At 72.0% G+C, this 13,905-nt stretch carries 10 protein-coding genes; 6 read left to right on the forward strand and 4 right to left on the reverse strand.

The features are described from left to right. Positions 1-32 precede the first annotated feature (32 nt). Entirely contained in the window at positions 33-1,259 is a 1,227-nt protein-coding gene (locus ACIBKX_RS28410; RefSeq protein WP_363275622.1) for an MFS transporter, read from the forward strand. On the opposite strand, the gene ACIBKX_RS28415 is transcribed toward ACIBKX_RS28410, so the two are convergent. Both ACIBKX_RS28415 and ACIBKX_RS28420 read right to left on the reverse strand, forming a co-directional pair. Beyond that, the gene (locus ACIBKX_RS28415) at positions 1,256-3,241 is read right to left on the reverse strand and encodes an ABC transporter transmembrane domain-containing protein (RefSeq protein WP_363275623.1); all 1,986 of its coding nucleotides are present in this window, start codon (positions 3,239-3,241) and stop codon (positions 1,256-1,258) included. The genes ACIBKX_RS28410 and ACIBKX_RS28415 overlap by 4 nt on opposite strands. Beyond that, positions 3,238-5,076 (reverse strand): ABC transporter ATP-binding protein, encoded by a 1,839-nt coding sequence (locus ACIBKX_RS28420; RefSeq protein ID WP_363275624.1) that lies wholly within the window; start codon positions 5,074-5,076, stop codon positions 3,238-3,240. Before ACIBKX_RS28420 ends, ACIBKX_RS28415 begins: the two co-directional genes overlap by 4 nt. Positions 5,077-5,258: 182 nt before the next feature. Here ACIBKX_RS28420 and ACIBKX_RS28425 point away from each other — a divergent pair, with 182 nt between their 5' ends. The 4 genes from ACIBKX_RS28425 (at position 5,259) to ACIBKX_RS28440 (ending at position 8,929) form a co-directional block, all read left to right on the forward strand. Continuing rightward, the gene (locus ACIBKX_RS28425) at positions 5,259-6,161 is read left to right on the forward strand and encodes an ABC transporter ATP-binding protein (protein ID WP_363275625.1); all 903 of its coding nucleotides are present in this window, start codon (positions 5,259-5,261) and stop codon (positions 6,159-6,161) included. Beyond that, positions 6,158-6,925: an ABC transporter permease gene (locus tag ACIBKX_RS28430; RefSeq protein ID WP_363275626.1), complete on the forward strand. Its 768-nt coding sequence runs from the start codon at positions 6,158-6,160 to the stop codon at positions 6,923-6,925. The genes ACIBKX_RS28425 and ACIBKX_RS28430 overlap by 4 nt, the downstream gene beginning before the upstream one ends. A gap of 110 nt (positions 6,926-7,035) precedes the next feature. After that, entirely contained in the window at positions 7,036-8,295 is a 1,260-nt protein-coding gene (locus tag ACIBKX_RS28435) for a sensor histidine kinase (protein ID WP_363275655.1), read from the forward strand. After that, a complete protein-coding gene (locus ACIBKX_RS28440; protein ID WP_363275627.1) occupies positions 8,288-8,929 on the forward strand; it encodes a response regulator transcription factor in 642 nt (213 codons plus the stop codon). Before ACIBKX_RS28435 ends, ACIBKX_RS28440 begins: the two co-directional genes overlap by 8 nt. A gap of 19 nt (positions 8,930-8,948) precedes the next feature. Here ACIBKX_RS28440 and ACIBKX_RS28445 read toward each other — a convergent pair whose 3' ends face one another. Both ACIBKX_RS28445 and glgX read right to left on the reverse strand, forming a co-directional pair. Beyond that, positions 8,949-9,956 (reverse strand): DUF4073 domain-containing protein, encoded by a 1,008-nt coding sequence (locus tag ACIBKX_RS28445; RefSeq protein ID WP_363275628.1) that lies wholly within the window; start codon positions 9,954-9,956, stop codon positions 8,949-8,951. 136 nt (positions 9,957-10,092) lie between these two features. Further along, entirely contained in the window at positions 10,093-12,396 is a 2,304-nt protein-coding gene (gene glgX / locus ACIBKX_RS28450) for a glycogen debranching protein GlgX (protein ID WP_363275629.1), read from the reverse strand. Positions 12,397-12,565: 169 nt separating this feature from the next. On the opposite strand from glgX, the gene ACIBKX_RS28455 reads away from it, so the two are divergent. After that, positions 12,566-13,819: an Ig-like domain-containing protein gene (locus tag ACIBKX_RS28455; RefSeq protein WP_363275630.1), complete on the forward strand. Its 1,254-nt coding sequence runs from the start codon at positions 12,566-12,568 to the stop codon at positions 13,817-13,819. Positions 13,820-13,905: the final 86 nt, after the last annotated feature.

Raw genomic sequence — 13,905 nt, forward strand, 5'->3', positions numbered from 1 at the left:
TCGGGCGGAGTCTCGTCGCGGAGGTGATCCGCATGGACAAGTCAACGCGGACGACGGCCCGTTCGGGGCCGGTGTCGGAAACGCAGTCCCGTGCCCCGGTGTCGGGCCGGCTGCCGGGCGGGGTGTACCTGCTGGGCTTCAATCTCTTCGCGATGGGCAGCGCGGAGTTCCTGATGGCCGGGGTGCTGCCGGAGGTCGCCGGCGATCTCGGCGTCGGCCTCTCATCGGCCGGGATGCTGATCACGGCGTTCGCGGTCGGCGTCGTCCTCGGCGGCCCGCCCTTCGCGGTCCTCAGCCTGCGCTGGCCGCGCCGCACCGCGCTGGTCGCCACCCAGGCGGTGTTCGCCGCGAGCATCGCCGCGGGACTGCTCGGCGGGTACGAGGTGCTGCTGGCCACCCGTTTCGTGTCCGGAGTCGCCTACGCCGGCTTCTTCGCCGTGGCCTCGGTGACCGCGATCGGACTGGTGACGCCCGACCGCAACGCGCGGGCGTCCGGCGTGGTGGTCAGCGGCCTCAGCGTCGCCATGGTCGTCGGCGGCCCTGCGGGCACCCTGCTGAGCCACTTCACGCAGTGGCGCGGCGGTTTCTGGGCCGTGGTGGCCCTGACCCTGGCGGGAACCGTCGCCTGCCTGCACGGGCTGCCCGCCGACGGGTCACCGGAGGGCACGGCCGCCGGACGCCCGAGCGTGGCGCGTGAGCTGGCCACGATGCGCAGGCCCCGGCTGTGGGGGATCTACGGCATCACCGTCCTGACGACGGCGGCGTACATGATCTCGTTCAACTACCTGGCGACGCTGCTCGACGAGTTCACCGGCGTACCGCAGGTCTGGGTCCCCGCCGTCCTCGCACTCTTCGGGGTCGGTGCCTTCGTCGGCCTGTCCGTCGGCGGCCGGATCGCCGACCGGCGCCCGCATCCGGCGCTGCTGACGGGCGCGCTCGCGATCGTCGCGCTGTCCGTGCTCCTCGCCTGGGTCATCGAACAGGCGTGGGCCGTGGTCCCGCTGGTGTTCCTGATCGGCGTCGCGGCCTTCCTCCTGAACCCCGCCCTCTACGGCCGTGTCTTCGCCGTCGCGGGCGACGCCCCGACCCTCGCGGGCGCCACCACCGTCTCGTCGTTCCAACTGGGCATCAGCATCACGCCGTTGCTGGCCGCCGGCGCCCTGTCCGGCGGCGCCGGTCTCACGTCGGTCTGCCTCATCGGCGCGGCCCTGGCAGCGGCGGCGGTCCCGCTGATCCTGCTCGACCGGCGGCGGCCCTAACCCACCACGCTCTCCCGCCAGGCCCGGTGCAGATCCGCGAACGAGCCGCTGCCCGCGACGAGTTCGGCCGGAGAGCCGTCCTCCACGATCCGGCCGTGCTCCATCACCAGCACCCGGTCGGCGATCTCCACCGTGGAGAGGCGGTGGGCGATCACCACGGCCGTGCGGCCGCGCAGCACCGTATGCATCGCGCGCTGCACGGCCCGCTCGCCGGGGATGTCCAGGGAGCTGGTCGCCTCGTCCAGGATGAGCACCGCCGGGTCGGCGAGCAGCGCCCGCGCGAAGGCCACCAACTGGCGCTGACCGGCGGAGATCCGGCCACCGCGTTTGCGTACGTCCGTGTCGTAGCCGTCGGGCAGCGACGCGATGAAGTCGTGCGCGCCGATCGCCTTCGCCGCGTGCTCGATCTCCTCGCGGGTCGCGTCGGGGCGGCCGATGGCGATGTTCTCGGCGACCGTCCCGGAGAACAGGAACGCCTCCTGGGTCACCATGACGACCCCGCGCCGCAGCTCCGCGCCCGCGAGGTCCCGCAGGTCGACGCCGTCGAGCAGGACCCGGCCGTCCGTCGGGTCGTAGAAGCGGGCGAGCAGCTTGGCGAGCGTCGACTTGCCCGCGCCGGTGGAGCCGACCACGGCGACGGTCTGCCCGGCGGGCAGCGTCAGGTCGAAGCGGGGCAGCACCTCACCGCCGGTGCGGTAGGCGAAGCGCACGCCGTCGAAGCGGACCTCGCGGCCGGGGTGTTCGGAGGCGAGCAGGGGCAGCGGGTGCGCGGTCCCCTCCGCGGGTTCCGGCACCGAGGGGGTCTGGGCGAGCAGGCCCGCGACCTTCTCCAGGGACGCCGCGGCCGACTGGTAGGAGTTGAGGAACATGCCGAGCCGGTCGATCGGGTCGTACAGACGGCGCAGATACAGCACCGCCGCCGCGAGCACGCCGAGCGCGAGCGTGCCGTCGGTGACGCGGTAGGCGCCCCACAGGACGATTCCGGCGACGGCCGTGTTGGCGACGAGCCGGGAGCCGACCACGTACCGGGCCATCTCCAGCATCGCGTCGCCGTTGCTGCGCTCGTGCCGGTGGTTGAGCACGGCGAACTCCGCCTCGTTGGCCCGCTCGCGGCGGAAGGCGCGGACCGGGCGGATGCCGTTCATCGTCTCGGCGAACTTCACGATGACGGCGGCGATCGCGGTGGACCGGTTGCCGAAGAGCGGGCCCGCACGGCGCTGGTAGCGGCGTACGAGGAGGTAGAGCGGCACGAACGACGCGACCGCCACGCCGCCGAGGCTCAGGTCGAGCCAGAGCAGCATCGCCGAGATGTAGACGAACGACAGGATGACGGTGATCAGTTCCTGGAGTCCCTCGCTGAGCAGCTCCCGCAGGGATTCCACGTCCGTGGTGGAGCGCGAGATGAGCCGCCCCGAGGTGTAGCGCTCGTGGAAGTCCACGCTGAGCGCCTGTGCGTGCCGGAAGATCCGCCCGCGCAGATCGAGCAGCACGTCCTGGTTGACGCGGGCGGAGGCGACGATGAACGCGTACTGGAACGCGCCGGACGCGGCGGCGCAGAACAGATAGCCGAGCCCGATCGCGATCAACGGCCCGTAGTCGTCCCGGCGTACGGCCGGCACGCCGCTGTCGATGGCGTACGCGACGAGCAGCGGCCCGCCCTGCACGGCGGCCTGCTGCAGCAGGAGCAGCACGGTGGCGAGGACGACGCGGCCCCGCAGCGGCGAGAGCAGCGAACGGAGCAGGGCGCCGGTGGCACCCGGCGGCGCGGGGAGGGAGTCCTGGTCGAAGTCGTCGGCAGGGGAGGGGAGTTCGGTGCCCTTTGGATTCCCCGTGGCCTCGGGATTCTCGGCGGGCTCCGGATGCTCGGCGGGTTCGGGATTGTCGGTGGGTTCGGGATTCTCGGTGGGCTCAGCAGACGAGGCTCGGCGCCCCGGCTTCGCGTCCCGGCCCCTCGTCCGTGACGCCGGTGTCGATGCCGTCATCGTGCCGTCTTCCCCTCCGCGGACCGGGGGTCCGCCTTCTCGTCGGCGGAGGTGGACTCCGCGCCCGACATCAGCCACGCGTACTCCGCGTTCTCCCGCAGCAGCTCCTGGTGGGTGCCCACCGCCGTGATCCGGCCGCCGGACAGCAGGGCCACGCGGTCGGCGAGGAGGACCGTGGACGGGCGGTGGGCCACCACCAGCGCCGTGGTGTCCCGCAGGACGCGCCGCAGGGCCGCCTCCACCAGGGCCTCCGTGTGGACGTCCAGGGCGGAGAGCGGGTCGTCCAGGACCAGGAAGCGGGGGCGGCCGACCACCGCGCGGGCCAGGGCCAGGCGCTGGCGCTGGCCGCCCGAGAGGCTCAGGCCCTGCTCGCCGACCTGGGTTTCCGTGCCCTGCGGCAGCGCGTGCGCGAAGTCGGCCTGCGCGACTTCGAGGGCGCGCGCCAACTCCGGCTCTCCCGCGGCGTCCCCGGCCCCCATGAGGACGTTCTCGCCGACCGTCGCGGAGAACAGCGTCGGCTCCTCGAACGCGACCGCCACCAGGGTGCGCACCCGCTCGCGGTCCATCTCCGCGATGTCCTCGCCGTCCAGCGTGATGCGGCCCTCGCTCACCTCGTGCAGCCGTGGCACCAGTGCCGTCAGCGTCGTCTTCCCACTGCCCGTCGCGCCGACCAGGGCGAGCGTCTCGCCGGGGCGTATGTGCAGGTCGATCCGGTCGAGGGCGGGCGGTGCCGCGGCGGGCGCGTCGGGGTAGCGGAACCGCACCCCGTGGAAACGCAGCCCCGCCCCATCGGCCTGTGCCCCGCCCCCGGCGGCCGTCTCCGAGGACTCCGGCTCCGCGTCCATCACCTCGAAGTACCGCTCCGTGGCCGTCGCCGACTCCTGGCTCATCGCGAGCAGGAAGCCGATCGACTCCACCGGCCAGCGCAGCGCGAGCGCCGTGGAGAGGAACGCCACCAGCGTCCCCGTCGAAAGGCCGCCGTCCGCCACCTGCACCGTCCCGAGGACCAGCGCCGCACCGATCGCGACCTCGGGCAGCGCCATGATCACGCCGTTGATCGCGGCGAGGAGACGCGCCTTGGCCAGCTCCGTGCCCCGCAGCGTGCGCGACAGCTCGCGGAACGCCCGCGCCTGACTGCGGTGCCGCCCGAAGCCCTTGATGATCCGGATGCCGAGCACGCTCTCCTCGACGACCGTCGTCAGATCGCCGACCTGGTCCTGCGCCCGCCGCGCCACCACCATGTACCGGCCCTCGTAGTACGCGCAGACGATCACCAGCGGCACCAGCGGAGAGAGCAGCACCAGACCCAGCGTCCAGTCCTGCGCCACCAGGATGACCATGCCGATCACGATCGTCGTGCCGTTGACCAGAAGGAACGTCAGCGGAAAGGCGAGGAACATGCGCAGCAGCATCAGATCCGTCGTACCGCGCGACAGCAGCTGACCCGACGCCCAGCGGTCGTGGAACGCCACCGGGAGCCGCTGCAGATGCCGGTAGAGATCCGCCCGCATCGCCGCCTCCACCGAGGCGAGCGGCCGCGCCACCAGCCACCGCCGCAGCCCGAAGAGCAGCGCCTCCGCGACGCCGAGCAGCAGCAGGAGCAGCGCCCCGAGCCACACCCCGGCCAGGTCTCGGTCCGCCACCGGACCGTCCACGAGCCACTTCAGGACGAGCGGGAAGACAAGCCCCGTACAGGAGGCGACGACGGCGACAAATGCCGCGCTGAACAGGCGAGTTCGTACGGGACGGACATACGGCCACAGCCGCAGCAGCGTCCGTACGGCTGACCCTTCCCGGGTCGGTTCATTGGTCGGTGCATCTGGTTTCGGCATCATGGGCGAGCCTACGGACGGGCACAGACGCAGCCCACCGAGTTTCGGCCCGTACCCACTCCTCCGCTGGTCCTACGACCCGCCCCCACCGGCAAGGTCGTACCGGCCCGTCAACCGATCGGCGGATGCCGCTTCGAGCGCGATGGGCGATGCCCGCGACCCGGCCCGGCGGCGAGGCTCGACCCATGCCCATCATCGAAGTGCGGGACCTGCGCAAGGCCTATGGCGGACGGGCCGCCGTCGACGGCGTCTCCTTCGCCGTCGGGGAAGGCGAGATCTTCGGCGTCCTCGGACCCAACGGCGCCGGCAAGACCACCACCGTCGAGTGCGTCGAGGGACTGCGCGTCCCCGACTCCGGGACGGTCCGGGTCGCGGGGCTCGACCCCGTCGCCGACCACGACCGCGTCACCCACCTCCTCGGCGCCCAGCTCCAGGAGAGCGAACTCCAGGCGAAGCTCACCGTCCGCGAGGCCCTTGAGCTGTACGCCGCCTGCTATCCGCGTCCCGCCGACTGGCGCCCCCTCGCCGAACGCCTCCGCCTGACCGACAAGCTCGACAGCCGCTTCGGCAAGCTCTCCGGAGGGCAGAAGCAGCGCCTGTTCATCGCGCTCGCCCTGATCGGCGCCCCGAAGGTCGTCGTCCTCGACGAACTGACCACCGGCCTCGACCCGCGCTCCCGCCGCGACACCTGGCAGCTCATCGAGGACGTACGCGACAGCGGGGTGACCGTCCTGCTCGTCACCCACTTCATGGAGGAGGCCCAGCGCCTCTGCGACCGCGTCGCGGTCATCGACCAGGGGCGCGTCGCCGCGCTCGACACCCCGACGGGCCTGATCAGCAGGTCCGCGGGATCCACCGTCATGTCGTTCACGCCGTCCGCCCCGCTGGACGAGCGGGAGCTCGCCGCGCTGCCGCAGCTCACCTCCGTCGAACAGCGCGACGGCCGCTACACCCTGAACGGCACCGACGCGACCGTCGACGCCGCCATCACCCTGCTCGCCCGGCACCACATCACCGCACGCCAACTCCGGGTCTGTGACGCCACGTTGGACGACGCGTTCCTCGACCTGACGGGAGCCAGGGCATGAGCACCGCGACCGCCGGAGTGGGCCGCAGCGCCTCCCTCGCCGTCCTCAGGGCCGAGTTCCGCCTCTTCACCCGCGAGCCCGGCGCGATCTTCTGGATCCTGGCGTTCCCCACCGTCCTCCTGGTCATCCTCGGCTCCATCCCGTCCTTCCGGGAGGCCGACGACTCCCTGGGCGGACTGCGCCTGGTCGACGCGTACGTCCCCGTCACGGTGCTCCTCGCCATGATCATGGCGGGCGGCCAGTCCATGCCGCCGGTCATCACCGGCTACCGCGAACGCGGCATCCTGCGCCGGATGTCCACCACACCGGTCCGCCCCGCGGCCGTACTCGGCGCGCAGATGGGACTGCACGGAGCGGCCGCGCTGCTCTCGGCCCTGCTCTCGCTCGCGGTCGGCAGGATCGCCTTCGACGTGCCGCTGCCGCGCATGCCCTTCGGATACGTCGTCGCCCTCGCCCTGGCGATCTGCGCGGCCCTGGCCCTGGGCGCCCTGGTCTCCGCGCTCTCCCGCACGTCGAAGATCGCCACCGCGGTCGGCTCGATGGTCTTCTTCCCCTCGATGTTCTGCGCGGGCGTCTGGCTGCCGGTGCAGTCCATGCCGGACACGCTCACCCGCATCGTCGAGATCACCCCCTTCGGAGCGGCCTCGCAGGCCTTGTACGAGGCGGCGGCGGGGGACTGGCCGGGCTGGGTCCACCTGGGGGTGCTCGCCCTGTGGACGGTGGCGCTCACCGCCGGGGCCGCGCGCTGGTTCCGCTGGGAATGAGCTGGGAGTGAGCGGGGGGGGAATGAGCGGGGGGGGAGTGAGCGGGGAGTGAGCACGGGGTGAGCGCGCGGGACGGGCGGTGGTCGTCGGCGACACTGGAGGCCATGAGCATGAGCACGGCCGACGCCGCGAGGATCATCGAGCAGCGGTGGGGTCTCTTCAACCGCTGGGGGCCCTACGGCCTGCTCGGCTTCGGCGTCCTCATGGCCGTCGCCACCTCCGGCGTCGTCGGCATGACGCGCGGCGAGTGGTACGTCTCCTGGGCGCTGGCCGCGGCGGGGCTCGCGCTGCAGCTCTGGTGGAGCAGGGCGACCAGGAGCCGTCCGGGGCCCTCGGCCGCGGGCACCCTCTACTACGCCGTCCGCTGGGCCATCGCCTTCGTCCTCACCTGGATCAACCCGTTCTTCGCGTTCTATGCCGTCGCCGGCTACTTCGGCGCCGAACGGCTGCTGCCGCCGCGCCTGGTGAAGCCGGGCCTCTTCGCGACCGCCGTCATCATGGCGGGCTCCCAGTCCGGCGGACTGCCGCCCGACGGCCGGCTCGGCTGGGTCGTCTTCGGCGGTCTGCTCGCCGTGAACGTCGCCCTCCTCGCCGTCTTCGCCCATCTCGCCGCCCAGGAGGACGAGCGCACCCGCATCGCCGCCGAGACCATCGTCGAGCTGGAGCGCACCAACACCGCCCTCCAGCAGGCCCTGGACGAGAACGCCGCGCTGCACTCCCAACTCCTCGTCCAGGCGCGGGAAGCGGGCGTCGCCGACGAGCGGCGCCGGCTCGCCGCCGAGATCCACGACACCATCGCCCAGGGCCTGACCGGCATCATCGCCCAGCTCCAGGTCGTCGCGAACGCCGGCGACGAGACGCTGGCCCGCGAGCACCTGGGCCGCGCCGCCGACCTCGCCCGGCACAGCCTCGGCGAGGCCCGCCGCTCCGTGCACAACCTCTCCCCGACGGCCCTGGAGCACGACGCGCTGCCCGAGGCACTGAAGAAGACGGTCACGGAATGGGCCGAACGCACGGGAGTCCGCGCCGAGTTCACCGTCACCGGCACCGCAGAGCCGCTGCACGAGGAGATCGAGGCGACCCTCCTGCGCATCGTCCAGGAGGCGCTGTCCAACGCGGCGCGGCACGCGGCGGCCACCCGCCTCGGCGTGACCCTCTCCTACATGGACGGCGAGGTCACCCTCGACGTCCGCGACGACGGCCGCGGCTTCGACCCGCTCGCCCCCGTCGAACGCACCGGAACGGGCGGCTTCGGCCTCGACGGCATGCGGGCCCGCGCGGAACGCGTCGCCGGCTCACTCGCCGTCGAGTCCGAGCCGGGCAACGGCACCGCCCTGTCGGCTCGCGTACCGTTGGTCCGCCATGGATGACCTGATCACTCTGCTCATCGTCGACGACCACCCCGTCGTACGCGACGGACTGCGCGGCATGTTCCAGTCGGCCCCCGGCTTCGAGGTGCTCGGCGAGGCCGCCGACGGCGTCGAGGCGCTCGGCCTGGTGGAGCGGCTCGACCCGGACGTCGTCCTGATGGACCTGCGGATGCCGGGCGGCAACGGCGTCGACGCGATCGCCGAACTCACCCGGCGCGGCGCCCGCGCCCGCGTCCTGGTCCTCACCACGTACGACACGGACTCCGACACGCTGCCCGCGATCGAGGCGGGCGCCACGGGCTATCTCCTCAAGGACGCGCCCCGCGACGAACTCTTCACGGGCGTCCGCGCGGCCGCCGAGGGCCGTACGGTCCTCTCCCCGGCGGTGGCCTCCCGCCTCGTCTCGGCGGTCCGCGCACCGGCCGGCAAGCCGGGCAACGAGCCGCTCTCGGCCCGCGAACGAGAAGTCCTCGTCCTGGTGGCCAAGGGCACCTCCAACCGCGAGATCGCCCGCGAACTGTTCATCAGCGAGGCGACGGTGAAGACCCACCTCACCCACATCTACGCGAAGCTGGACGCGAAGGACCGCGCGGCGGCGGTGGCGGTGGCGTACACCCGCAAGATCCTGACCTGACGGGCGCCCGCCGCGCGCGTCACCGCATGAGCGGAACGGTGATCTCCTTCAGCCATGCCCGCCGCGCGAAGTCCCGAGCCCTGATCACCACGGAGTCCCGGCCGACCTCGACCTGGAGCCCCTGGTTGAAGGCGCCCTCCACGGCGACCTCGCCACCCGTGCCGTTGTCGCGCCAACCGGTCTGGATGGCGCCGGTGTTGACGACGTTGAACCCGGCCAGGTTCGCGGTGCCGGGCACGACCCTGCGGACCACCCAGTCGGACAGATCGAGGTCCCAGTGGGTGTGCCCGGAGAACAGGAACACGTCCGGGTGCCGGCCGAGCAGCCCGAGCAGCCGGTCGGGCTGGAGGTAGTCGCTGAGATAGAGCTTGTTGCGGGTGCCCGAGACGGTGTTCGGCAGCGGGTGATGGGTCAGCACCATGACCGGCTTGCGCCGCCGCGACCAGTGCGCGAGCCGGTCCTCCAGCCACGTGAACTGGGCGTCGCTGATCCAGACCTCGTCCCAGAGCTTCGGGTCGTGGTACTTGGCGTACCGCTCGGTGCCGAGGGTGAGCACGGGGATGCCGCCGAAGCTGCGCTCCTCGTAGACCGAGCCGCGCTCGGCGAAGCGGTAGAAGCTGCGGAAGAGGGAGTCCTCCGTGGTGCCGTTGGGCCAGGTGTCCTGGGCGAGGGTGTCCGGGTCCTTGTACTTCGGTACGTAGAACTCGTGGTTGCCGATCGCCCAGGCCACGTTCTTGGGGTGCGGGTGGCGCTTCAGCTCGGCGCGGACCTGGGCGTACTCGAAGTCGTAGCCGCGGGGCGTGATGTCGCCGGCCACGCCCAGACCGGCGCTGTCCGGGTTGATCTCCGCCATGTCGTCCAGGGCCTTGCCGAAGTCGGCGAGGTCGCCCTGGATGTCGCTGATGATGTTGAACTTGACGTTCTTACGGGTGCTTTCGCCGGCGGCGGCGTGCGCGTTCTGTGGTGCGAGCACCGCGCCCGCGGCGAGGGTGCCGCTGCCGGCGGCGATGAAGGCTCTGCGATCCATGGTTCCTCCTGGAGAAGTCCCCGCGAAGATCGCGGCTCTGTCTGTCACCGGCACTTTGGTCACGGCAACACAACATGTCCAGGCCAGAAACATTGAGCCGCCGCTTCGCGGCGGATCTTTCCCGCACACCCACCCGCTACTGCACGCGCAACAGCACAACCGCCCGCCCCCGCACCGTCACCGCACCCCCCGCCTGGTACACGTCCCCCGGCTCCTCCTCCTGCCCCTCCAGCGAGGTGTCCACCACCACCTCGTACGCGGAAGCCCACGGCTCACCGGGCAGCACGAAACTCACCGGACCCTCCCCGGCGTGCAGGATCGCCAGGAAGCTGTCGTCCACCACCGGCGCCCCCCACGCGTCCCGGCCGGGGATGTCACGCCCCGACAGATACATCCCCAGCGTCGCCGCCGGCGCGTACCAGTCCGGCTCCGTCATCTCCGTGCCCCGCGCGGTGAACCACGCCAGGTCCCGCAGCCCGTCGGCCGAGTGCGCGCGGCCCGAGAAGAAGGCGCGGCGACGCAGCACGGGATGGGCGTGGCGCAGGGCGATCAGACGGGACGTCAGATCGAAGAGGGCACGCCAGCCGGGCTCCTCCAGCAGCTTCCAGTCGATCCAGCTGACCTCGTTGTCCTGGCAGTAGGCGTTGTTGCTGCCCCGCTGCGTGCGCCCCATCTCGTCGCCCGCCACCAGCATCGGCACGCCGGTGGACAGGAGCAGCGTCGTCATGAGGTTGCGCAGCTGGCGGCGGCGCAGCGCCGCCACCTCCTCGTCCGCCGTCTCGCCCTCCGCACCGCAGTTCCAGGCCCGGTTGTCGTCCGAACCGTCCCTGTTCCCCTCGCCGTTGGCCTCGTTGTGCTTGCGCTCGTACGACACGAGGTCCCGCAGCGTGAACCCGTCGTGCGCCGTCACGAAGTTCACCGACGCGTACGGCCGCCGCCCGCCCCACGCGTACAGGTCGCTCGACCCCGAAAGCCGGTAGCCCAGATCCCGCACATCGGGCAGCGCGCCCCGCCAGAAGTCCCGTACCGCATCGCGGTAGCGGTCGTTCCACTCTGTCCACAGCGGCGGGAAGGCCCCTACCTGGTAGCCCCCGGAGCCCACGTCCCACGGCTCGGCGATCAGCTTCATCCGGCGCAGGACCGGGTCCTGCGCGATCACCGCGAGGAAGGGGGAGAGCATGTCGACGTCGTGGAAGGAACGCGCGAGGGCCGCCGCGAGGTCGAAGCGGAATCCGTCCACGCCCATCTCGGTCACCCAGTAGCGCAGCGAGTCCGTGATCAGTCGCAGGACGTGCGGCTGGACCACCTGGAGGGTGTTCCCGCAGCCCGTGTAGTCCGCGTACCGGCGCGAGTCGGAGGGCTGGAGGCGGTAATAGCCCCGGTTGTCGATGCCCTTCAGGGAGAGCATCGGGCCCAGCTCGCCCGCCTCCGCCGTGTGGTTGTAGACCACGTCGAGGATCACCTCGATGCCGGCCTCGTGCAGCGCCCGCACCATCCGCCGGAACTCGCCGACCTGCTGCCCCCTGGTCCCGGACGCCGCGTACGCCGCGTGCGGGGCGAAGTAGCCGATCGAGTTGTAGCCCCAGTAGTTCTTCAGGCCCCGGCGCAGCAGATGGTCCTCGTGCGCGAACTGGTGCACCGGCAGCAGCTCCACCGCCGTCACGCCCAGGCGTACGAGATGCTCGACCGCCGCCGGATGCGCCAACCCCGCGTACGTGCCCCGGAGTTCCTCCGGAATCCCGGGGTGCCGCCTGGTGAAGCCGCGCACATGGAGTTCGTAGATGACCGAGTCCGCCCACGGCGTCTTGGGGCGGCGGTCGTCCGTCCACTCGTCGTCCGGCGCGTCGTCGTGCACGACCACGCCCTTGGGGACGTACGGCGCCGAGTCCCGTTCGTCCCGCACCGTGTCGGCCACCTGCTGCTGCGGCCAGTCCCGCACATGCCCGTACACCTCGGGCGGCAGTCCGCTCGCGCCGAAGTCGCCGTCCACCGCCCGCGCGTACGGGTCGAGCAGCAGCTTCGCCGGATTCCAGCGCGCGCCGGTCCAGGGGTCCCAGCGGCCGTGCACGCGATAGCCGTACCGCTGCCCCGGACGGACACCCGGCACGAAGCCGTGCCAGATCTCGTGCGTCAGCTCCGTCAGCGGACAGCGCCGCTCGGCCCCGCCCTCGTCGAAGAGACACAGCTCGACGGCCTCGGCCCCGCCCGCCCACAGCGCGAAGTTGGTGCCCGCGACCCCGTCGGGCCCCACCCTGAACCGGGCCCCGAGCGGCGTCGGCGTCCCCGGCCACACCGGCGGTCCCGCCGCGTGCGAAGGGCCCCGCGCGGCGGCGCGCGGCCCCGTCGACGTGCCGTTCACGGCGGCCGACCGCCGGGCCACGGCCGCGCCCGTCCCGCGCCGCCCACCCCGCAGTGCTTCCTGTTCGGCTGCGCTGGACACCCACTCGCCTCCCGCGGCTCGACCCCGCCGCGTCCCGGCGGCTGGGGCGGTACCGGACCGGACGACGCCAATGGACCGAAGGGGTCCCGCGCCGTCCTCCCCACTGTTCTGCCCAGCGCGTGCGTCGCACTCACGTTTCCCCAGGAGGGGGACGGTCGTTGGGACGGGCGTGAGACAGGTAGCGAGGCGCGCACGGCGCGCAGGGGCCGCGCTGGCCGCCGTAGTGACATGGGCAGGACTGCTCGCCGGGGCCGCGGGATGCAGCGGGGACGGAGGCGGCATCGACCGCCTCATGGGCAAGCCGCGCTCGCCCGCCGACGCGATCCGCGTGACACCCGACGACGGCAGCAAGGGCGTGCGGGCCGGCGAACGGCTGCGGGTCGAAGTGCCCGAAGGACGCCTGGAGTCGGTGAAGGTCAGCCGCGTGCAGGACGCGCGGGAGCTGCCCGTGCCCGGCCGCATCGACGAGGACGGCATGACCTGGCGCCCCACCGACGAGGGTGGCCTCGCGCTCGCCGCCAAGTACGCGGTGCACGCCGTCGCCCTCGACGGCCACGGCCGCCGCTCGGCCCGCCACACGACGTTCACGACATACGTCCCCGACGAGCGGTTCATCGGATACGTGACCCCGGAGAACCGCTCCACCGTCGGCACCGGAATGATCGTCTCCCTGGAGTTCAACCGGGAGATCGAGAACCGCGAGGCCGTCCAGCGCGCCATCCACGTCACCGCCGAACCCGCCGTCGACGTACGCCCGCACTGGTTCGGCAAGACCCGCGTCGACTTCCGCCCCGAGAAGTACTGGAAGCCCGGCACGAAGGTCACCGTCGGCCTGCGGCTGCGTGACGTCGAGGCCGCCCCCGGCGTCTACGGCCTCCAGGACAAGAGCTTCGCGTTCACCGTCGGCCGCAGCCAGGAGTCCCTGGTCGACGCCGCCGCGCACACCATGGAGGTACGCCGCGACGGCGAGCTCATCTCCACGGTGCCGATCACGGCAGGGGCCCCGAAGACCACGACGTACAACGGGAAAATGGTGGTCACGGAGATGCTGGAGGTGACCCGGATGAACAGCCGCACGGTCGGCTTCGGCGGCGAGTACGACATCCCCGACGTCCCGCACGCGATGCGCCTGACCACGTCCGGCACCTTCCTGCACGGCAACTACTGGTCGCCGAACGCCCCTGGCAACACCAATGTCAGCCACGGCTGCGTGGGGCTGCGCGACGTGAAGGGCGGCAGCTCACAGACCCCGGCGGGCTGGTTCTTCGACCGGAGCCTGATCGGTGACGTCGTGGAAGTCGTCAACAGCCATGACAAGAAAGTCGCTCCTGACAACGGGCTCGGTGGCTGGAACATGAAGTGGCAGGACTGGACGGCACCACCCGGAACGGCGCAGAAGACCGAGCCCGGAGCGGATCACTGAGGCCCGGCCCGCACCACCTGCGCAGTTGGGACTGAACAGTGACATTGGCGGGGAGTCATCGGTCAGGACCGTGTGGTTATCTAGCG

Origin of the sequence: Streptomyces sp. NPDC050658 (assembly GCF_044457025.1) — a bacterium.
GTDB lineage: Bacteria > Actinomycetota > Actinomycetes > Streptomycetales > Streptomycetaceae > Streptomyces.